This is a genomic window from Streptomyces sp. NPDC107538 (assembly GCF_055657445.1).
Map to the genome: position 1 here is coordinate 321,704 of NZ_JBVKAY010000008.1, position 21,036 is coordinate 342,739.

Sequence of the window (21,036 nt, forward strand, 5' to 3'; positions counted from 1 at the left end):
GTTCTGCATGTTACCGCCGGTTACAGCAGCCACCCTAGGGGCGCGAGGAACTGCGCGACCAGCCACCACGCACCCGCGGCCCCGTACGGCGCTCAGGGTGCAGTCGCAGTGGACCCCCGAGGAACCAGCACAGGCGTAGCCACCGGATGCGAACCCCCACCCCCACCGATCACCTCGAACAACGTCCGCGCCACATCCGCCCCGAACCCATACACGTCATGACTCATCGCGGACAACGTCGGCCGCGTCAGCCGACACAACTGCGAGTCGTCCCAGGCCAGCAACGACACCTCCTCCGGCACCCGCACCCCCATCTCCGCCGCCACCGACAACCCCGCCACCGCCATGATGTCGTTGTCATAGACGATCGCCGTAGGACGATCACCCCCCGCTCCGGTCAACAGCGACCGAGTGGCCCGAGCCCCCGCCTCCCCCGAGAAGTCGGTCGCCACCTGCCACGCCCGGGCCAGCCCCAACTCCCGCGCCACATGATCGAACGCCGCTGTACGAATCGTCGAGTGCCCCAACGACGCCGCGCCCCCCACCCGCGCGATCCGCCGATGCCCCAACGCCGCCAGATACCGCACCGCCTCCGTCACGGCGGTCGCGTCGTCCGTCCACACGGAGGTGAGCCCCCCGGTCAGCGACGGATGCCCGACGGCGACGACCGGCACCCCCAGCCGCTCCACCGCCGCCACTCTCGGATCATCCGCGCGGAAATCCACGAGGATCGACCCACTGACCTGCCGCCCCCGCCACCACGCGTCCTGCAGCCCCACCTCCTCCTCCAGGTTCCGCACCAGCCGCAGCAGCAGCGAACAGGACCGCTCGGTCAGCACGCTCTCCACCCCGGAGATGAACTCCATGTAGAACGGTTCGAGCCCGAGCAGCTTCGCCGGCCGGCACACCGCCAGCCCGACCACGTCCACCCGCTGGCTGGACAGCGACCGCGCCGCCAGATTGGGCGCCCACCCCAGCTCCCGCGCCGCCGCGAAGATCCGGTCCCGTGTGGCGTCGGACAGCCCCGGCTTCCGGTTGAACGCGAGCGACACCGCCCCCTTGGACACCCCGGCGAGCGCGGCGACGTCCTTGATGGTCACCCGGGAGGTCGTCATCGGCCGGGCTCCACGCAGTACAGGGCGGCCCGCGCGGCCTCCGGATCGGGAGCGCTCCAGCCGCTGACCCCGATGGTCACCCGCTCCCCGGGGAGCAGCGTGACGAGCCCCCGGTCCGCCCGCGCCTCCGGCTCCAGCCGGTCGGCCTGGAGCAGCAGATCCCGTACGAGGGTGTGGGCCGTCACCGTGACCGAGCCCGGTGCGACGCTCACGTCGAACTCCGGCCGGGGGTAGGGGATTTCACGGTCGGGGCTCGGAAAATACAGGGCCCGCAGCCCGCCCGAGCCCGAGCCCGAGCCCGAGCCCGAGTCCGAGTCCGCGACCAGGAACTCCTTCGGCCCCACCGGCTCCAGCTCCCCCGGTACGTCGACCCGTACCACCGCCCGCCCCGCCGCGGCGAACTCCACCCCCGTCTCCCCGACCACCACCCCGTCGACCGACATCCGCCGCAGCCGCACCGTGCCCGCCCACTCCCCGGCGGCCTGGTTGACCACGGCCAGCACCCGAGGCCGCAGCGTCAGCAACCGGTCCGCGTAGACCCTGCGCACCTCGTGATACAGCGGCTTCGCCCGCCCGTCCCCGTCGATCGCGGCCCAAGAGGTCACCGGCCAGCAGTCGTTGAGCTGCCACACGACCGTGCCCGCGCACACCGGCCAGTGGGACCGCCAGTGCTCGATCCCGGCGGCGACCGCCCGCGCCTGGTTGACCTGCGTCAGATAGTGCCACCGGTCGAAGGCCTTCTCCGCGTCCCCCTCGGGCACCACGAAATGCCGAGCCAGTCCCCGCTCCAGCTTCCCGTTCCCGTCCTCCGCCTTCTGGTGGTGCAGCATGCCGGGCGAGTCGGCGGCCAGGTCCTCACCGGGCAGCGCCCGCCGCAACGTCGCGTACGCGGGCGGCGCCTGCCACCCGAACTCGGCCACGAAACGTGGCACGTTCGCCCGGTACTCCGCGTAGTCCTCCCGGTTCCACACCTCCCAGGAGTGGTGCGTGCCGTGCGCGGGATCGTTCGGATGCCGCTCCCACGACCCCGACCAGGGGCTGCCCGCCGTGTAGGGCCGCGTCGGGTCCAACTCCGCCACCACGCGCGGCAGTAGCCCCAGGTAGTACCCCTCGCCCCAGGACTCCCCGGCGAGCCGCTCCTCCCAGGCCCAGTCCCGGAACCCCCACAGGTTCTCGTTGTTGCCGTTCCACAGCACCAGCGAGGGATGCGGCATCAGCCGTACGACGTTCTCCCGGGCCTCGGCCTCCACCTCGCCCCGCAGCGGCTGTTCCTCCGGATAGGCCGCGCACGCGAACGGGAAGTCCTGCCAGACCAGCAGCCCCAGCTCGTCGCAGACGTCGTAGAAGTCCTCGCTCTCGTAGATCCCGCCGCCCCAGATCCGTACGAGGTCGACACCGGCCCCGGCCGCCTGCCGCAGCCGCTCCCGGTACCGCTCGCGGGTGACACGGGACGGGAACACGTCGTCCGGGATCCAGTTCACGCCGCGCGCGAACAGCCGCTCACCGTTGACGACGAGGGTGAACCCGGTCCCGTGCTCATCGGCGCTCCGGTCCAGCTCCACGGTCCGGAACCCGACCCGCCGCCGCCACACATCGAGCGCGTCGCCGTCGCCCTCGCCGTACAGCGTCAACTCGACTTCGTACAGGGGCTGTTCGCCGTACCCGCGCGGCCACCACAGCTCCACACCGGGCACCTCCAGCCGTACGACCCCGCCGGTCCCCTCGACCTCCGCGACCGCGCTGACACCGCCCACCCGGGCCTCCAGTCGCAGCCCCGCCTCCACGGCCGCCCGCTCCACGTCGACGAGCAGTTCCACGTGCCCGGTGGTGCCGGAGACCGTGACGACCGGCCGTACCCGGGCGATCCGGGCCGTGGACCACCTCTCCAGCCGTACGGGCCGCCAGATCCCGGCGGTCACGAGCGTCGGCCCCCAGTCCCACCCGAACGAGCAGGCCATCTTCCTGATGAACTGGAAGGGTTCGGGATAGGCGTTCGGCCGGTCGCCGAGCCGCTGCCGCACCGCTTCCGCCTCGGTGTACGCGGAGGCGAAGCGCACCGAGAGCAGGCCGCTCATGCCGGTGATGTCGAAGCGGTACGAGCGGTGCATGTTCCGCACCGAGCCGAGGACCCGCCCGTCGAGCCGGATCTCGGCCGCGGTGTCGAGCCCGTCGAAGACCAGATCGACCTGATCATGCCCGCCGGCCGCGCCGCCCCCGGGCAGCTCGACCTCGTACGTCCACTCCCGGCGCCCCACCCACGCCACCTCGTCCTCGTTCCGCCCGAGGAAGGGGTCCGGGATCAGTCCCGCGGCCAGCAGATCGGTGTGCACGCACCCCGGCACCACGGCGGGAAGAGGACCCCCCTCATGCCGCAGCATCCAGCCCTCGGTGAGCGGTGTGGCGTCCAGCATGCGCACTCCTAAACCGGTCGAGTTCCGCCCGTCGACACTATCGCGAAATCTTTCGACAGCCTTGGCGAAATAGGGACTTTACCGGTTCAGTATCGGCCTGCCAGAGTGCCGAACCAGCCATCCCACCCGTGCTCGTCCGTCCCGAACGGAGCTGGTGCACATGAACCACCGGAAGACGCTCACCGGAACACTGCTGGCGGCCGCGCTTCTCGCGTCGGGCTGCACCGGCGGCGGAGGCAGCTCGAAGGGCGCCGACGCCGAAGCGGCCGACGACCCGGCGCAGGTGTCCGGATCCATCACGGTCCTCACCCACCGGACGGACATCGTGCAGGACGGCACGATGAAGAAGTACGCCGCCGAGTTCAACAAGACGTATCCGAAGGTGAAGGTGAAGTTCGACGCGATCACCGACTACGAGGCCGAAGTCAAGATCCGGATGAACACGGACAACTACGGCGACGTGCTCATGATCCCGGCCGTCATCAAGAAGAACGACTATCCCAAGTTCTTCGCCTCGCTCGGCACCCAGCAGGAGCTGAGCGAGAAGTACCGCTTCACCGGCTTCACCACCGTCGACGGCAAGGTCTACGGCCAGAGCCCGATGGGCGCGACCCCCGGCTTCCTCTACAACAAGCGGATCTGGGCCGAGGCCGGCGTCACCGACTGGCCCACCACCCCCGCCGAGTTCCTCACCGCGCTGAAGGCCATCAAGGCGAAGACCGACGCCGTCCCGTACTACACCAACTTCGCCGCCCAGTGGCCGCTCACCCAGTGGACGTTCGTCAACGGCTCGGTCAGCTGCGACACCGGGGCCACCACCGCGCTCGCCGAGGGCAACCCCTGGGGCGAGGACGGTGAACTGCGCGTGGGCGACCGGCTGTTGTACGACATCGTGGACCAGGGCCTGATCGAGAAGGACCCGGCGACCACCAACTGGGAGAACTCCAAGCCCCAGTTGGCCAAGGGCGAGATCGCGACGGCGTGGCTCGGCAGCTGGGCGGTCATCCAGTTCCGGCAGGCGGCCGAGAAGGCCGGAGCGAACCCCGACGACATCGGGTTCATGCCGTTCCCCGCCCGGGTCGACGGCAAGGCCTGTGCGACCGCCACCCCCGACTACAACCAGGCCGTCAACATCCACTCCAAGCACAAGGAGGCGGCCCGCGCCTGGATCGACTGGTTCACCGAGAAGTCGGGCTACGCGGCCGACAACCTCTCCATCTCGACGCTGAAGGACGCCCCGCTGCCCGAGGTGCTCAAGCCGTACGAGGAGCAGGGTGTCGAGCTGATCGAACTCGACGACACCGCCGGTGGCACGGTCAAGGACATCGACAGCGCCTCCGAGGTCGGCATCTACGGCCCGGCCTACCGTCAGGAACTGGTCGACATCGCCCGCGGCGCCAAGGACGGCGACGTGGACGACTTCCTCGACGACCTCGGCAAGCGCTGGACCGAGGCAGAGAAGACCGTGGGGTCCTGATGCGTCGGGCGCGCCTGTGGCGCACGCTCACCCCCTGGCTCTTCCTGGCCGCCCCGCTGACCCTCCTGATCGTCTTCACCTACGCGCCGGTCGCCAACATGGTGGCGTACAGCTTCACCGACTGGGACGGCGTCAGCCCCGAGCTGACCTACACCGGCGCCGACAACTACATCGAGATCTTCACCCGCCCCGAGCTGTTCCGGGTCTTCTTCGTCAGCGGCTACTACCTGGCCGCGTCGGTCCTGCAGATCGCGCTCGCCCTCTACTTCGCGACGGTCCTGAGCTTCGACGTCCGCTTCCGGAACCTCTTCAAGGGCATCCTGTTCTTCCCGTACCTGATCAACGGCGTCGCGATCGGTTTCGTCTTCCTGTACTTCTTCCAGGACGGCGGCACCCTCGACTCGGTCCTGTCCCTCTTCGGCCACGAGTCCGACCGCGCCTGGCTGGGCACGGAGACGTCCGCGAACACCTCGCTCGCGGGCGTCTCCGTCTGGCGCTACCTGGGCCTGAACTTCGTGCTCTTCCTCGGCGCGATCCAGTCGATCCCGGGGGAGCTGTACGAGGCGGCCGAACTCGACGGCGCCAACCGCTGGCACCAGTTCCGGTACATCATCGCGCCCGGGATCCGCCCGGTCCTGAGCCTGAGCGTGATCCTCTCGATCTCCGGTTCCCTCTCGGTGTTCGAGATCCCGTACATCATGACCGGCGGTGCCACCGGCACCGAGACCTTCGTGATCCAGACGGTCAAGCTCGCCTTCCAGTTCAACAAGACGGGCCTCGCGTCCGCCGCCGCGGTCGTCCTGCTGCTGATCATCCTGGCGGTGACGTGGCTGCAACGCCGACTGGTCCCCGACGACAGGGTGGACCTCGTATGACGGCCCCGACGACCGCGACGACCTCGACTCCCGTGCTGCGGAGGCGAGTCGCCCGCACCCTCACCTATCTGTCCCTGGTGGGCGCGTCGGCGGTGGTCCTGCTGCCGCTCCTCGTGGTCGTCCTGACCTCGCTCAAGACCGAGGAGCAGATGGCCGAGGACAGCGGCGCCCTCACCCTGCCGGACAGCTTCCTCAACTTCGCGAACTACGCCACTGCCTTCCGCGACGGCGAGATGCTCACGGCCTTCGGCAACACGGCCTTCATCCTCTTCTTCGCCATCACCGGTACGGTCCTCATCGGCTCGATGGCGGCCTACGCGATCGACCGCTTCAGCTTCCGCTTCCGGAAGCCGGTCGTCGCCCTCTTCCTGGTCGCCACCCTCGTCCCCGGCGTCACCACCCAGGTCGCGACCTTCCAGATCGTCGACAGCCTCGGCATGTTCGACACCCTGTGGGCCCCGATCGCCCTCTACATGGGCACCGACATCGTCTCGATCTACATCTTCCTGCAGTTCGTGCGCTCGATCCCGGTCTCCCTGGACGAGTCCGCCCGCCTGGACGGCGCCAACGCCTTCACGATCTACCGAAAGATCATCTTCCCGCTCCTCAAACCGGCGATCGCGACGGTCGTCATCGTCAAGGGAATCACCGTCTACAACGACTTCTACATCCCCTTCCTCTACCTCCCCTCCGACGACCGAGGCGTCATCTCGACGTCCCTCTTCCGCTTCAAGGGCCCCTTCGGCGCCCACTGGGAAACGATCTCGGCAGGAGCGGTCCTGGTCATCCTCCCGACCCTGATCGCCTTCCTCCTGCTCCAGAGATTCATCTACAACGGCTTCACGAGGGGAGCGACGAAGTAAGGGCATCGAGAAACCGCTGACCCGGGACAGCCCCGCTGTTTTCAGGGGCGCGGGGAACTGCGCGACCAGCCACGACGCACCCGCACCCCGCCCAACAAACAGCCACCCGCCACGGCGACTAGGCGCCCTTGACCTTCGCGACCGCCCCCATCGCCCCCACCAACACCGGCGTCACCAACTCCACCTGCCAAGCCCGAGCCCCGTACCCGGCCAACGCCGCGGACACCGACTCGGCGTCAACCGTACGCGGCGGCTCCCAACACAACCGCCGCACCGTATCCGGAGTGATCAGATTCTCCTGCGGCATGTTCAGCTGCTCGGCCAGCGCCGACACCCCGGCCCGCGCCGCGGACAACCGCGCCGCCGCGGCCGGATCCTTGTCGGCCCAGGCCTTCGGCGGCGGCGGCCCCGCCACGGGCTGACCGTGCGCCGGGAGGGCGGAGTCCGGCAGCGCCCTGGCCCGGTCCACCGCGGCCTGCCACTGCTCCAGCTGCCGCCGCCCCATCCGATGCCCGAAGCCGTTCAGCGCGGCCAGCGCGTGCGCGTTGACCGGCAGGGCCAGGGACGCCTCGACGATCGCCGCGTCGCTCAGCACCTTGCCCGGCGACACGTCCCGCCGCCGCGCGATCCGGTCCCGGGCCTCCCACATCTCCCGGACCACCGCCATCTGCCGGCGGCGGCGCACCTTGTGCATCCCGGACGTACGCCGCCAGGGGTCCTTGCGAGGCTCGGCGGGCGGCGCGGACGCGATCGCGTCGAACTCCTGCCGCGCCCACTCCAGCTTCCCCTGCCGGTCCAGCTCCTTCTCCAGGGCGTCCCGCAGGTCCACCAGGAGTTCCACGTCGAGCGCGGCGTACCGCAGCCACGGCTCGGGCAGCGGGCGGGTGGACCAGTCGACCGCGGAGTGGCCCTTCTCCAGGACGTAGCCGAGGACGCTCTCGACCATGGCGCCGAGGCCGACCCGGGGGAACCCGGCGAGACGCCCGGCCAGCTCGGTGTCGAAGATCCGGGTGGGCACCATGTCTATCTCGCGCAGACAGGGCAGGTCCTGGGTGGCCGCGTGGAGCACCCACTCGACGCCGGAGAGCGCCTCGCCGAGGCCGGAGAGGTCGGGGCAGGCGACGGGGTCGATGAGCGCGGTGCCCGCGCCCTCACGGCGCAGCTGCACCAGATAGGCGCGCTGACCATAGCGGTAACCGGACGCGCGTTCGGCGTCCACGGCGACGGGGCCGGAGCCGGCGGCGAACGCGGCGATCACCGCGGCCAGCGAGGACTCGTCGGCGATCACCGCCGGAATGCCGTCCCGTGGCTCCAGCAAAGGGATCGGCGCCCCCGCTTCAGAAGATCCGCCGTCGTCCGGAGGGGCGCCTCCGGTGGTTCGCAGGGTCCTGTCTGCTGCGGTCTCTTGGGCGTCGGTCACCTGTCAAGGGTATCTGTGTATGGACATGGCCCGCCGACGGAACGTTCCGTCGACGGGCCTTCCAGGGACGTAAACCAGTCACGTGTCACACGTGTCAGTGAATGTTCCCGGCGAACCGGGAGGGGCCGGACATTCGTGAACTCAGTGGATGATCCCGGTGCGCAGGGCCACCGCCACCATCCCGGCGCGGTCGCCGGTGCCGAGCTTGCGTGCGATGCGGGCCAAGTGGCTCTTGACCGTGAGCGCGGACAGGCCCATGGAGACGCCGATCGCCTTGTTCGACTGCCCCTCCGCCACCAGGCGCAGCACCTCGACCTCGCGGCCCGACAGCTCCCGGTAGCCGCCCGGGTGGCTCGGGGCGCCCGGGGGGCGGCGGTGCATACGGGCGGCGGAGCCCATGGGGGCGGCACCGGGGCGGGTGGGCAGTCCGATGTTGGTACGGGTGCCGGTGACGACGTATCCCTTCACACCGCCCGCGAGGGCGTTGCGTACGGCGCCGATGTCGTCGGCGGCGGAGAGGGCGAGGCCGTTGGGCCACCCCGCCGCGCGGGTCTCGGAGAGGAGGGTGAGGCCGGAACCGTCCGGCAGGTGAACGTCTGCGACGCAGATGTCACGCGGGTTGCCGACGCGGGGACGGGCCTCGGCGATGGACGAGGCCTCGATGACATCGCGGACCCCGAGGGCCCACAAGTGCCTGGTGACGGTGGACCGGACCCGGGGATCGGCCACCACCACCATCGCGGTCGGCTTGTTCGGACGGTAGGCGACCAGGCTTGCGGGCTGCTCGAGGAGAACGGACACCAGGCCTCCTGGGTGCGGGACGGGGGGCGGGCTCGCCGGGCTCGTGGGGTCGAAGCCGGGACGAACCGTGCTTTCAAGGTCACAGAGGTCTTCGGCATCAAACCTCTGCTCCTTTAGAGAATGATCACGATTTAGTGAGTAATAATCCGTGCAATTCGGACACGTCTTCGATCATTCGAAGATCGAACGGTGTCGCTTCACGTCGATACGAGGCCGAAAGTGGCCGTATCGACAAAGTGACGGTTTCGGCCGGTGTGATGGTCGGTGTGGTCGCTCGCGCACAAAAAAGGGCCGTGCTCCGAGGAGCACGGCCCTGAAGGTCGAGAGGTCAGCGGGACTGCGGTCCCCGTCGCTGCGGCAGGCTCACCACCGCCGCGTCCCCCGGGTCGACCGCCGGGGGCAGCCCCGCGATCTGGGCGAGGAGGTCGCACCACGAGGCGAGGTGGGCCGCCGTGTCGGGGACGCCGCCCAGCACCTCGCGCGGCGTCCACGAGGCCCGGATCTCGATCTGCGAGGCCGCCGGACGCGTCGCCAGCCCCCCGAAGTAGTGCGAACTCGCCCGGGTCACCGTCCCGCTCGGCTCGCCGTACGACAGCCCCCGGGACTGCAGCGCGCCGGTCAGCCAGGACCAGCACACCTCGGGCAGCAGCGGATCGGCCGCCATCTCGGGCTCCAGCTCCGCCCGCACCAGCGTCACCAGCCGGAAGGTGCCCTGCCAGGCGTCGTGCCCGGCCGGGTCGTGCAGCAGGACGAGACGGCCGTCGGCCAGATCCTCGTCACCCTCGACGACGGCGGCCTCCAGGGCGTACGCGTAGGGGGCGAGGCGCTGGGGCGGCTTGGTGGACTCGATCTCGATCTCCGGCCGCAGCCGTGTGGACCGCAGCGCTTCGACGGCGGAGCGGAACGGCAACGGTGCCGCGTCCTTCCCATCGCGCTCCCCCTCCTTCGCGTCGTCCATTCCGCCAGCGCCGTCCGACAGTCGTCCCTGAGCCGCAGCCATGCCGGAACATTAAGGGGAACCGGGCCTCGGCGCAGGGCAAGACACCCGTGCGCTGGGTCACGGTCGCATCGCGCTCAGCGAACGCGGGCCGCGCCGAAGGCCGGGAGCACCGGCCCGGGAAGCGGGGGCCCCGGTTGTCCACAGCCCCGGCCGTCACCGTCGGGCGGGCGTGCGAGACTTTGCCTCGTGAGTGCCAACGCCGGCCCCTCGGGCCACCAGCCGACCGCCCCCCGTGACACCGTCGAGAACTCCGTCTTCCTGAAGGCGTGCAGGCGTGAGCCCGTGCCCCACACACCGGTGTGGTTCATGCGGCAGGCCGGGCGCTCGCTCCCCGAGTACCTGAAGGTGCGCCAGGGCATCGGGATGCTGGAGTCGTGCATGCGTCCCGAGCTGGTCACGGAGATCACCCTCCAGCCCGTCCGCCGGCACCACGTGGACGCGGCGATCTACTTCAGCGACATCGTCGTCCCGCTCAAGGCCATCGGTATCGACCTCGACATCAAGCCCGGCGTCGGCCCGGTCGTCGAGAAGCCGATCCGCACCCGCGCCGACCTCGCCCAGCTCCGCGACCTGACCCCCGAGGACGTCTCCTACGTCACCGAGGCGATCAAGCTGCTCACCGCCGAGCTGGGGGAGACCCCCCTCATCGGCTTCGCCGGCGCCCCCTTCACCCTCGCCAGCTACCTCGTCGAGGGCGGCCCGTCCCGTACGTACGAGAACGCCAAGGCGATGATGTACGGCGACCCCGAGCTGTGGGCCGACCTGCTCGACCGGCTCGCCGGGATCACCTCCGCGTTCCTCAAGGTCCAGATCGAGGCCGGTGCCTCCGCCGTCCAGCTCTTCGACTCCTGGGCCGGTGCCCTCGCCCCGGCGGACTACCGTCGCTCGGTGCTGCCCGCCTCCGCGAAGGTCTTCGACGCCGTCGCCGGGTACGGCGTCCCGCGCATCCACTTCGGTGTCGGCACCGGTGAGCTGCTGGGCCTCATGGGCGAGGCCGGCGCGGACGTCGTCGGCGTCGACTGGCGCGTCCCGCTCGACGAGGCCGCCCGCCGCGTCGGCCCCGGCAAGGCGCTCCAGGGGAACCTGGACCCGACCGTCCTGTTCGCCGGCACCGAGGCCGTCGAGACCAAGACCCGCGAGGTCCTCGACTCGGCCGCCGGACTGGAGGGCCACATCTTCAACCTCGGCCACGGCGTCATGCCCAGCACCGACCCGGACTCCCTGACCCGCCTCGTCGAGTACGTCCACACCCAGACCGGGCGATAGACGCTCCCGGGTCACCAGCCGGGCCGCGCCCGTCTGCCGAACAGCAGGCCGCGCGGCTCGGGCGGGGGCGGGGTGCCGGGGCGCAGGGGCCAGGCGAGGAGCATGCCGGCCACGAAGCCGACGAGATGCGCCGCGTAGGCCACCGTGCCGACGTCGGAGACGCCCTCGCCGGACGAGTAGACGGCCTGGAGCACGAACCAGGAGCCCAGCACCAGCCAGGCGGGCAGTCTCAGCGGCAGGAAGACCAGGAACGGGACGAGGACCCAGACCCTGGCTTTCGGATAGAGCACGAGATACGCGCCGAGGACCCCGGCGATCGCGCCGGACGCGCCGATCAGGGGGTCGCCGGAGTCGGCGTTGAGGAACGCGTAGCCGTACGACGCCGCGTAGCCGCAGGCCACGTAGAACAGCGCGAACCGGACGTGGCCGAGCCGGTCCTCGATGTTGGTGCCGAAGATCAGCAGGAAGAGCATGTTGCCCAGCAGGTGCAGCCAGCCGCCGTGCAGGAACAGCGCGGTGAGGACGGACAGCGCGGGCGACTTGTCGTAGCCGGGCGGGCCCAGCGCGCAGCCGCCGGAGCGGGTCAGTTCGCCGGTGGGCACCAGCTGCGGCAGCTGATGCCGGATCAACTCCTGCGGTACCGCCGCGTACCGCTCCAGGAACGCCTGGGTGTGGCACAGCCGGGCCAGTTCGCTGTCGCCCGGTACGGAACCGGCGAGACCCGGCATGAAGACGAAGACGAAGACGCTCGCGGCGATGAGCGCGTATGTCACGTAGGGCGTGCGGCCCACGGGGTTCACGTCATGGACGGGGATGACCACACCGGACTTGTGCCCTGGATACGGGGCCGGAATCAGCGGGGCCGGGGGTCGGTGCGGCCCGGGGCGCGGGGCGGTGAACGTGCGGGGCGGGTGGTGCGTATGACTTCTCAACCGCGGATCTACGTATCTACGTGAGGAACAGGCGATGAACGACCGAGTTGCCCCGGCGATGCACGCCACCCCTGATGGTGAGGCCGAGATCTCGCTGGTGGTGCGACTGCCCTGGGAGGACGTGGCCGCGCTCGGCCAGGAGGCCGGGCGGCTGGCCGCGCGGATGCAGCGGCCGGTGACGCTGGACGAGGCGGTCAGTCATCGGCTGCGGTCGGCCCGGCCGGCGGCGGCGCACGCGAAGCCGGCTGCGGCGCCGACGGCGCCGCCGGCGGTGACCTCTGCCGTGACGTCGGCGGCGTCGGTGTCCTCGTTGCCGTCGCGGCCGCCGGCGGATCAGGCTCGGCAGGCGATTGATCGGATCACCGGTACGTCGGCCATGTAGCGGGGGGATTTTAAGACGGGGGATCGCCGTGGGGGTGCTGTGCGTTGCCGGGTGCGGGGGCGTTGTGGCTGGTCGCGCAGTTCCCCGCGCCCCTTAAAAGCCTGGGGCGCGCCCCCGTCAGGAGGCGCCCTTCCTTACGGCCGTTGTGGCCTTTCTCGCCGCCACCAGGATCGGGTCCCAGACCGGGGAGAAGGGTGGGGCGTAGCCGAGGTCGAGGGCGGTCATCTGTTCTACTGTCATGCCCGCGGTGAGGGCCACGGCGGCGATGTCGACGCGTTTGCCGGCGCCCTCGCGGCCGACGATCTGGACGCCGAGGAGGCGGCCGGTGCGGCGTTCGGCGAGCATCTTGACCGTCATGAGGGCGGCGCCGGGGTAGTAACCGGCGCGGCTGGTGGACTCGATGGTGACGGAGACGTACTGGAGGCCCGCACGGTCCGCGTCCTTCTCGCGGAGGCCGGTGCGGGCGATCTCCAGGTCGCACACCTTGCTGACGGCGGTGCCGACGACACCGGGGAACGTGGCGTATCCGCCGCCCGCGTTGGCGCCGATGATCTGGCCGTGCTTGTTGGCGTGGGTGCCGAGCGGGATGTGGCGGTGGCTGCCGGAGACCAGGTCGAGGACCTCGACGCAGTCGCCGCCGGCCCAGATGTTCTCGTGACCCCGCACCCGCATCGAGAGGTCGGTCAGCAGGCCGCCGTGGTCGCCCAGCGGCAGTCCCGCCGCCCGCGCGAGTGCCGTCTCCGGGCGTACGCCGATGCCCAGGACCACCACGTCCGCCGGGTACTCGGCGTCCTCGGTGACCACCGCGCGGACCCGGCCGTCGGCGCCGGTGCGCAGGGCGGTGACCTCGGTGTCGTCGACCATGGTGATGCCCAGGCCCTCCATGGCCTGGTGCACCAGGCGGCCCATGTCCGGGTCCAGCGTGGACATGGGCTCCTTGCCGCGGTTGACGACCGTGACCTCGTACCCCCGGTTGATGAGCGCCTCGGCCATCTCCACGCCGATGTAGCCGGCGCCGACGACCACCGCGCGCCGCCCCTCGGTGGCGTTCAGCGTGTCCAGCAGGGCCTGGCCGTCGTCCAGGGTCTGCACACCGTGCACGCCGGGGGCGTCCATGCCCGGCAGGTCGGGGCGGATCGGGCGGGCGCCGGTCGCGAGGACGAGCTTGTCGTACGCCGTCCAGGACTCGGCACCGGAATCGAGGTCCCGCGCGCGGACGCGGGAGCCCTCGACGTCGATCTCCACGACCTCCGTGCGCGTCCGCAGGTCGATGTCGCGGGCCCGGTGCTCCTCGGGCGAGCGGGCGATGAGCCGGTCCCGCTCGGGGACGTCACCGCCCACCCAGTACGGGATGCCGCACGCGGAGTAGGAGGTGAAGTGGCCCCGTTCGAACGCCACGATCTCCAGCTCGTCGGGCCCCCGCATCCGGCGCGCCTGCGACGCGGCGGACATGCCCGCCGCGTCGCCTCCGACGACCACCAGGCGTTCCCTCGCACGTTCTTCAGCGCGACTCATGTTCATGGGAACACGCTACGGGGGTCCCGCATTTCAGGTTCGCGTCACTCCCGCTCCTCCTGTTCCTCCTCCCGCTCCTCCCGGCTCGGAGCGGCCGCGATCGGGGCGGCTGTCGCCGGGGCGAGGTGGCGGGTGCGGGTCCGGGTGACGCGGAGCCACACGAACACCACCAGGGCCGTGGCGACGGCGAAGGGGAGGATCGCGGCGAGGGCCATGCCCAGCCAGACGAACACGGCGACGAACGCGTTCCAGCCGCCCGCCAGTGCGTCCATGAAGCCGGGCTCGTCGTCCTTCTTGTCGGCCTTCTTCACCGCCGTCTCGGACAGGGAGAGCGTGATGGTGGCGAGGCTGGTGCGGTCCTTCAGCGACTTCCGCTGGGCGAGCAGCGCCTCCAGATCGGCCTGACGGGTGCTCAGCTCGCCCTCCAGCGTGACCACGTCACCGAGCTTGGTCGCCCGGTCCATCAGCTCACGGATCCGGGCCACGCTCGCCTGCTGCGTCTTGATCCGGCTCTCCACGTCCACGACCTGGTCGGTGACGTCCTCGGCCTTCGTCTTGCGCTCGATCAGCGTCCCGGTGCCCTCCAGCGCGGTGAGGACCTCCTCGTACTGTTCGCTGGGCACGCGCAGGACGACCCGGGTGCGTTCGCGGTCCTTGCCGTCGCGGGTGGTGGACTCGTCGCCGACGTAGCCGCCCGCGCTCTCCACGGCGGTGCGGGCCTCGTCCAGGGCCTTCGGCACGTCCTTGACCCGCACGGTCAGGGTGGCGGTGCGGATGATGTGGCTGGAGGTGATGCTCGGCGGCGCGTCGGCGGCCTTGCCGCCGCTCATGTCACCGCCGGCCCCGCTCTCACCCTCGTACGCCCCCTCCTGCCGGGCCGCGTTCTCGTCGGCCTGGCTCTGCGCCTTCGCACCGCTGTCCATGGTCGACGCGTCGTCACGGCCGCTGCAGCCGGTGAGCGCCAGGGCGGCGGCGAGGAAGAGGGCGGCCAGGGCCCCTGCGGGCCGCCGGGAACGTCGTACGTGTGTTTCGGCCATTGTGGCTGTACCCCCCGAGGGTCGTGGCAGGCCTCTCCGCCTGCCTTGCTGACGCTCCTTCGACGCCGGAGGGGACCGGAACGTTGGCGGGAAGCGGTCCCGAAGCGGTCACGGTCGGGACTCGGCGAGGCCACGTACCCCCAGGGGCCGAGGCCCGTCCCGACGACGTGACTGTCAGTGACATCTGAGAGGGTGGAGTCATGAGCGGATCACGTACGGACGTCGGCCGTGACAGCGGGCGCGACGCCGGGCTTGTCGTCGTCATCGGGGCCGGGATCGCGGGGCTGGCCGCCGCGCACGGGCTGTTGGACCGGGGTGCGAGAGTGACCGTCCTGGAGGCCTCGGACCGGGTCGGCGGCAAGCTGCTGCCCGGCGAGATCGCGGGTGCGCGCGTCGACCTCGGCGCCGAGTCGATGCTGGCCCGCCGCCCCGAGGCGGTCGCCCTCGCCCGCGAGGTGGGCCTCGCCGACCGGCTCCAGCCGCCCGCCACGGCCACCGCCTCCCTGTGGACCCGGGGTGCCCTGCGGCCCATGCCCAAGGGGCACGTCATGGGCGTCCCCGGCACCGCGTCCGCGCTCTCCGGGGTCCTGTCCGACGAGGGCCTGGCCCGGATCGAGCGGGACGCCGAGCTGCCGCGCACCGAGGTCGGCGACGACGTGGCGGTGGGGGAGTACGTGGCGGCCCGACTCGGCCGCGAGGTCGTCGACCGCCTGGTCGAGCCGCTGCTCGGCGGGGTCTACGCCGGTGACGCGTACCGCATCTCGATGCGCTCGGCCGTCCCGCAGCTCTTCGAGGCCGCGCGGACCCACACCTCTCTCACCGAGGCCGTCCGGGGCATCCAGGAGCGCGCTGCCGCCGCCCAGCAGACCGGGCCGGTGTTCATGGGCATCGAGGGCGGCATCGGCCAACTGCCGCTCGCGGTCGCCGAGTCGGTGCGCGAGCGCGGCGCCGACATCCGCACCCGGACCCCCGTCACGGAGCTGCGCCGCGAGGCCGGGGGCGGCTGGCGCGTCGTCACCGGCGGTTCCGGGAGCGGCGGTCCCGAGGATCGCGTGCTGCACGCCGACGCCGTGATCGTCGCCGTCCCCGCCCCGGTCGCCGCCGGTCTGCTGCGCGCCGAGGCGCCCGAGGCCGCCGCCGAGCTGTCCGGCGTCGAGTACGCCTCGATGGCCCTGGTCACCCTCGCCTACCGCCGCGCCGGCCTCACCCTCCCCGAGGGCAGCGGCTTCCTGGTGCCGCCGGTCGACGGCCGCACCATCAAGGCGTCCACCTTCTCCTCCCGGAAGTGGGGCTGGATCGCGGACGAGAACCCGGACCTGCTGATCCTGCGCACCTCGGTCGGCCGGTACGGCGAGACGGCGATCCTGGAGCACGACGACGCCCACCTCGTGGAGGTGTCGCGCACCGATCTGCGCGAGGCCACCGGCCTGACCGCCACCCCCCTGGAGACCCGCGTCACCCGCTGGGACGGGGGCCTGCCGCAGTACCCGGTCGGCCACCACGCGCGCGTGGCCCGCGTCCGCGAGCACATCGGCAAGCTGCCGGGCCTCGCGGTCTGCGGAGCGGCGTACGACGGCGTCGGCATCCCGGCCTGTGTCGCGAGCGCCACGGCCGCCGTCGACCAGATCCACGGCGACCTGCGCGCGGTGCGCGATCTCACCGCCCACCCGGTGCAGAGCCTGCACGGCGGAGCGGGAGAATAAGAACCATGAGCGACGACGCCCCCACCACCGAGTCAGGCCGTATCCCGAACAAGGGCAAGCTGGCCAAGGACCTCAACGAGGTCATCCGTTACACGCTGTGGTCCGTCTTCCGGCTGAAGGACGTGCTCCCGGAGGACCGCGCCGGTTACGCCGACGAGGTCCAGGAGCTGTTCGACCAGCTCGCCGCGAAGGACGTGACCGTCCGCGGTACGTACGACGTGTCGGGCCTGCGCGCCGACGCCGACCTCATGATCTGGTGGCACGCCGAGACCGCCGACCAGCTCCAGGAGGCGTACAACCTCTTCCGCCGTACCAAGCTGGGCCGCGCCCTCACGCCCGTGTGGTCGAACATGGCGCTGCACCGGCCCGCCGAGTTCAACCGCTCGCACATCCCGGCGTTCCTCGCCGACGAGACGCCCCGCGACTACGTGAGCGTCTACCCCTTCGTGCGGTCGTACGACTGGTACCTGCTGCCCGACGAGGACCGCCGCCGGATGCTCGCCGACCACGGCAAGATGGCCCGCGGCTACCCGGACGTCCGCGCCAACACGGTCGCCTCGTTCTCGCTGGGCGACTACGAGTGGCTCCTCGCCTTCGAGGCCGACGAGCTGTACCGCATCGTCGACCTCATGCGTCACCTCCGTGCCTCGGAGGCCCGGATGCACGTCCGCGAGGAGGTCCCGTTCTACACGGGCCGCCGCAAGTCGGTCGCGGAACTGGTGGCGGGCCTGGCGTAGCCGCCGAGGCCCCGGAGGGGCGCGGGCCCTAGCGGGGCGCGGGGCTCGGCCGGGGATCGGGGCGCCCCGCGCACGCGGCCCTGCGCTCCGGTACCCGCCCCTCCAACAGGTACGCCTCCAGGTGCCCGTTGACGCACTTGTTCGTCCCGCCCGCGACCCCGTGGCTCCCCGCGTCCCGTTCGGTGACCAGCACCGACCCCCAGAGCCGCCGGTGCAGCTCGATCGCCCCGTCGTACGGCGCGGCCGCGTCCCGCTCGGCCGCGAGGATCAGCGTCGGCGGCAGCTCACCGGGCCCGGTCCGTACGTCGAGCGGCCGTTGACGCGGTCCGTCCCAGTACGCGCAGGGCAGGTTCGTCCACACGTTGTCCCAGGTCTCGAAGGGCGCGGTGCGCGCGAGCCGGGTGTTGTCGCGGTCCCAGGTCCGCCACCGCGTCGGCCAGGGGGCGTCGTTGCACTCGACGGCCGTGTAGACGGCCTTGGTGTTCTCCTGCTCGACGGCCGCCTCCGGGTAGGGCCCGGCGATCTGCACGAGCGGCTTCGCGTCGCCCTTCAGATACGCGGAGAGCGCGCGGGCCCGCTCCGGCCAGTGGTCGTCGTAGTACGCGGCCTGGAGGAACGCGCCCTGCAGCTGCCCCGGGCCCACCTTCCCGCCGGCCGGCTTCACGGCCAGCCGGGCCGCCGCCCGCTCGTAGCTCCGCAGCACCTTCTCCGGGGTGTCACCCAGCCCGTACACCTTGTGGTGCCGGGCGATCCAGGCCCGGAGGTCCGCCCAGCGCCCCTCGAACGCGGCCGACTGGTCGAGGTTGTTGCGGTACCAGATCTGCTCCGGGTCCGGGTTCACCGCCGAGTCGAAGACCATCCGGCGGACGTGCGAGGGGAACAGCGCCGCGTACAGCGCCCCGAAGTACGTGCCGTACGACGCGCCCATGAAGGTCAGCCGCGGTTCGCCGAGCGCGGCCCGCAGGACGTCCAGGTCACGGGCGTTGTTGAGGGAGTGGTAGTGCCGCAGCGCGCTTCCGCCGCGCCGCGCGCACCCCCGCGCGTACGCCTTGGCGCGGGCGATCCGCTCCTTCTTGTACGCCTCCGAGGGGTGCGTGGGCGCCGGTGAGGGCCCCCGGTGCAGCCGCTTGGGGTCCTCGCAGGACAGCGGTGCCGAGCGACCGACCCCGCGCGGGGCGTAGCCGACGAGGTCGTAGGCGGCGCCGATCCGCTTCCACTCGGGGAGGTGGCCGATGAGCGGGTAGAACATGCCGGAGGCGCCGGGGCCGCCCGGATTGAACACGAGCGCGCCCTGCCGGGGGACCTTCCGCCCTTGGGCGTCCTTGCCCCGGGCCTTGATCCGGCTGACGGTCAGGGAGATCCGCTCGCCGTCGGGCCGCGCGTAGTCCAGCGGCACCTGGACCGTCCCGCATCGCACGCCGTCCGGCAGGCCCTCCACCGCCGGGCACTTCCCGAACCGGATGGCCTCGTCGGGGGCGGGAGCGGCGGGGGCGATGGGGGCGGCGGGGGCGGCGGTGAGGAGGCTCAGCAACAGCGCCCCGACAGCCCCGTGGAGAACGGCAGTTCGCATGGCAGTCCCTCAGTCCCTCCGAAGCCCGACAGCGACAAAAGGATGGTTCGTGCGATAAGGGGCAAAAGTAAAGCACCGTCCGCCGTGTGTTCCGCTGTCGCGTGCTCCGTCGGAGCGCGTTCCGTTACCGCTGCTCGAACGCCGCCCGCAGCTCGGGCGACCCCACCGCCCCGACGCCCCAGACGGCCACGGAGACGAGGTCCGCCACCTCGCCGCCGCCCCGGCCCACCACGGTCCCCAGCACCCGCAGCCCCTCCTGCGACGCCCACCGGGTGCCCGGCGGGCCCTCGACCCGGGCGATGACCAGACAGCTGAGGGTCAGCACCAGCGGCAGCGCGAACCACAGGGCGACCAGCACCCGCTGCTCCTCGAAGCCCTGCGAGGGCAGCATCAGCGCCAGCGCCCCCAGCCCGCACACACCGAGCGCGGCGCCCCGTACCTGCGTGACCGCGTCGGCGACGCTCGTCCGCGCGGCCTCCGGTACGGCCAGACCCGCCGCGACGAGACGGTCGGAGAGCCGCCGTACGGAGTCCGCGGTCGCGGTGGCCCGTCGTACGGGCGCTATCCGGGACTGTCCGCCGGGGCCTATCGCGCCGATGACGGACCGTTCCATCTCGTCCCGTCCGTCCGGGTCCACGACGGTCGCCCAGCCGGTGTGGGCGAGCAGGAGCCGGCGCTGCCGGGCCATGGAGACGAGGGTGAGGTCGGCGACGCGCGCCGGGCCGCCGGACAGGAACGCCGCCTCGTACAGCGTGAGCCGGTGGCAGTGGTGGACGTGGTCCGCGTGGACGGCGGTGTCGGCCGCCGCCGCACGCATCGAGGTCAGACACAGTCGGGCACAGGACACGCCGGCGGCGGCCCAGGCCAGGAGGAGGAAGAGGACCCAGAGCATGGCGTGTTTCTATGCGCCGGCCCGGACCGGTGGCGGGCGATGACCGTAATCCGGAGGGAAGGTTCCCGGTCTCGTCCGTTTGTTCACCGTTGCGGGCTGCAATTGCCAGGCCCCGAAGGGCGGTTCGAGTACTACTGACCGACGTCCTCCTCGGGCCCGTTGGCGGCCGGGGGCAGGGTGTAGGGCGACGGTGACCCGGACGGTGTCGGCGTCGGGGTCACCGGGACCGGGGAGCCGGGGTCGGTCAACGGGACGGGTGGGGCCGGGGAGTTGGTGAGGGGCGGGGCGCTCGCGGAGACGGTGTCGCGGGCGATCGCGTCGTAGTCGACGAGCCCGGTGGCCTCCAGGACCTTGATGTGGTCCAGGACGGTGGTGTTGGCGTCGTCGGCGAGGTCGCGGACCAGCGAGTTGCGGGTGGTGGCGCGGACCTGGGCGACGACGGAGAAGACCTTGCCGTGCGCCAGGCGCAGGATGTTGGCGAACTCGCGGTCGTACTCCTGGCCCTGGGCCGCCGTCAGCGTGTCCAGCCAGCCCTTCTGCTGGTCGGTCGGCTGGTTGGGCAGCGGCACGCCGAGGCGCGCGGCGACATTGCGGACCCGGGCGTCGAGGAAGGTGTGCCCCTCGATGAGATGCCCACCGGCGACCCGTACGGCCTCGGTGGTGCCCTTGGTCTCGGCCTGCTGCCCGGCGGGCAGTTCCCACAGCCCCGCCAGGCGGACCTTGGTGATGAAGTCCCGGTCCAGGGCGGACAGCGCGCCGTACCGCGTCGTCACCGTGGTCGCGTTGAGCACGCTGACGCCGGTGCCGGAGCGGTCCGCGTACGACCAGACCGGGAAGACCAGCGCGACGAGCGTCGCCGTCAGTCCGGCGACGATGAGTCCTGTGCCACTGAAAAGTCCCCCTCGGCCCTTGGTGGTTCGCATGGTGCCTCCTGCTCGCGGCACCGCACGCTAATGCGCTACGGGTGCTGATCGGCCTGCCGAACGGCATGTTACTGCCCGGTCTACGCCAACTGCCGTATGCGGAGGAATGGTTGAGGA

Annotated in this window: 18 protein-coding genes; 7 read left to right on the top strand and 11 right to left on the bottom strand. The window is 71.4% G+C overall.

The window, feature by feature from the left end; genetic code table 11:
• Positions 1-92: 92 nt before the first annotated feature.
• Positions 93-1,115: a LacI family DNA-binding transcriptional regulator gene (locus ACZ7MG_RS28370; protein WP_471384466.1), complete on the bottom strand. Its 1,023-nt coding sequence runs from the start codon at positions 1,113-1,115 to the stop codon at positions 93-95.
• A complete protein-coding gene (locus ACZ7MG_RS28375) occupies positions 1,112-3,526 on the bottom strand; it encodes a glycoside hydrolase family 2 protein (protein ID WP_471384463.1) in 2,415 nt (804 codons plus the stop codon). Before ACZ7MG_RS28375 ends, ACZ7MG_RS28370 begins: the two co-directional genes overlap by 4 nt.
• A gap of 160 nt (positions 3,527-3,686) precedes the next feature.
• Here ACZ7MG_RS28375 and ACZ7MG_RS28380 point away from each other — a divergent pair, with 160 nt between their 5' ends.
• From ACZ7MG_RS28380 to ACZ7MG_RS28390, 3 genes are read left to right on the top strand one after another with little or no spacing between them, the layout of a single operon-like run.
• Positions 3,687-5,003 carry an ABC transporter substrate-binding protein gene (locus tag ACZ7MG_RS28380; RefSeq protein WP_471384461.1) on the top strand — a complete coding sequence of 439 codons (1,317 nt, stop codon included), beginning with the start codon at positions 3,687-3,689 and terminating at the stop codon, positions 5,001-5,003.
• Entirely contained in the window at positions 5,003-5,878 is an 876-nt protein-coding gene (locus tag ACZ7MG_RS28385; RefSeq protein ID WP_471384458.1) for a carbohydrate ABC transporter permease, read from the top strand. Before ACZ7MG_RS28380 ends, ACZ7MG_RS28385 begins: the two co-directional genes overlap by 1 nt.
• A complete protein-coding gene (locus ACZ7MG_RS28390) occupies positions 5,875-6,741 on the top strand; it encodes a carbohydrate ABC transporter permease (RefSeq protein ID WP_471384455.1) in 867 nt (288 codons plus the stop codon). Before ACZ7MG_RS28385 ends, ACZ7MG_RS28390 begins: the two co-directional genes overlap by 4 nt.
• Positions 6,742-6,859: 118 nt before the next feature.
• Here the strand turns inward: ACZ7MG_RS28390 and ACZ7MG_RS28395 are convergent, their stop codons facing one another.
• From ACZ7MG_RS28395 to ACZ7MG_RS28405, 3 genes are all read right to left on the bottom strand, one after another.
• Positions 6,860-8,161, bottom strand: a complete 1,302-nt coding sequence (locus ACZ7MG_RS28395) for an HRDC domain-containing protein (protein WP_471384452.1) — start codon at positions 8,159-8,161, stop codon at positions 6,860-6,862.
• Positions 8,162-8,302: 141 nt separating this feature from the next.
• Positions 8,303-8,962 carry a helix-turn-helix transcriptional regulator gene (locus tag ACZ7MG_RS28400; RefSeq protein ID WP_471384450.1) on the bottom strand — a complete coding sequence of 220 codons (660 nt, stop codon included), beginning with the start codon at positions 8,960-8,962 and terminating at the stop codon, positions 8,303-8,305.
• Positions 8,963-9,290: 328 nt separating this feature from the next.
• Positions 9,291-9,920, bottom strand: a complete 630-nt coding sequence (locus ACZ7MG_RS28405; RefSeq protein ID WP_471384956.1) for a DUF3000 domain-containing protein — start codon at positions 9,918-9,920, stop codon at positions 9,291-9,293.
• 228 nt (positions 9,921-10,148) lie between these two features.
• Between ACZ7MG_RS28405 and hemE the strand changes: the two genes are divergently transcribed.
• On the top strand, positions 10,149-11,228 hold the full coding sequence (hemE, locus tag ACZ7MG_RS28410) for a uroporphyrinogen decarboxylase (protein ID WP_471384447.1): 1,080 nt from the start codon (positions 10,149-10,151) through the stop codon (positions 11,226-11,228).
• Between the two features lie 11 nt (positions 11,229-11,239).
• Here hemE and ACZ7MG_RS28415 read toward each other — a convergent pair whose 3' ends face one another.
• Positions 11,240-12,049: a rhomboid family intramembrane serine protease gene (locus ACZ7MG_RS28415; RefSeq protein WP_471384444.1), complete on the bottom strand. Its 810-nt coding sequence runs from the start codon at positions 12,047-12,049 to the stop codon at positions 11,240-11,242.
• Between the two features lie 145 nt (positions 12,050-12,194).
• On the opposite strand from ACZ7MG_RS28415, the gene ACZ7MG_RS28420 reads away from it, so the two are divergent.
• Complete coding sequence (locus tag ACZ7MG_RS28420) at positions 12,195-12,542, top strand: hypothetical protein (protein ID WP_471384442.1); 348 nt, start codon at positions 12,195-12,197, stop codon at positions 12,540-12,542.
• A 117-nt stretch (positions 12,543-12,659) separates the two neighbouring features.
• Here ACZ7MG_RS28420 and ACZ7MG_RS28425 read toward each other — a convergent pair whose 3' ends face one another.
• Positions 12,660-14,063: an FAD-dependent oxidoreductase gene (locus ACZ7MG_RS28425; protein ID WP_471384439.1), complete on the bottom strand. Its 1,404-nt coding sequence runs from the start codon at positions 14,061-14,063 to the stop codon at positions 12,660-12,662.
• Between the two features lie 38 nt (positions 14,064-14,101).
• Positions 14,102-15,094 (bottom strand): DUF4349 domain-containing protein, encoded by a 993-nt coding sequence (locus ACZ7MG_RS28430; RefSeq protein WP_471384436.1) that lies wholly within the window; start codon positions 15,092-15,094, stop codon positions 14,102-14,104.
• A 200-nt stretch (positions 15,095-15,294) separates the two neighbouring features.
• Here ACZ7MG_RS28430 and hemG point away from each other — a divergent pair, with 200 nt between their 5' ends.
• Entirely contained in the window at positions 15,295-16,797 is a 1,503-nt protein-coding gene (gene hemG / locus ACZ7MG_RS28435; RefSeq protein WP_471384433.1) for a protoporphyrinogen oxidase, read from the top strand.
• Positions 16,798-16,802: 5 nt separating this feature from the next.
• Complete coding sequence (gene hemQ, locus ACZ7MG_RS28440) at positions 16,803-17,534, top strand: hydrogen peroxide-dependent heme synthase (RefSeq protein ID WP_471384430.1); 732 nt, start codon at positions 16,803-16,805, stop codon at positions 17,532-17,534.
• A gap of 28 nt (positions 17,535-17,562) precedes the next feature.
• On the opposite strand, the gene ACZ7MG_RS28445 is transcribed toward hemQ, so the two are convergent.
• The 3 genes from ACZ7MG_RS28445 to ACZ7MG_RS28455 form a co-directional block, all read right to left on the bottom strand.
• On the bottom strand, positions 17,563-19,104 hold the full coding sequence (locus ACZ7MG_RS28445; RefSeq protein ID WP_471384427.1) for an alpha/beta hydrolase: 1,542 nt from the start codon (positions 19,102-19,104) through the stop codon (positions 17,563-17,565).
• A 124-nt stretch (positions 19,105-19,228) separates the two neighbouring features.
• Positions 19,229-19,996, bottom strand: a complete 768-nt coding sequence (locus ACZ7MG_RS28450) for a TIGR04222 domain-containing membrane protein (protein WP_471384424.1) — start codon at positions 19,994-19,996, stop codon at positions 19,229-19,231.
• A 131-nt stretch (positions 19,997-20,127) separates the two neighbouring features.
• Positions 20,128-20,919, bottom strand: a complete 792-nt coding sequence (locus ACZ7MG_RS28455) for a DUF4142 domain-containing protein (RefSeq protein ID WP_471384421.1) — start codon at positions 20,917-20,919, stop codon at positions 20,128-20,130.
• Positions 20,920-21,036 lie beyond the last annotated feature (117 nt).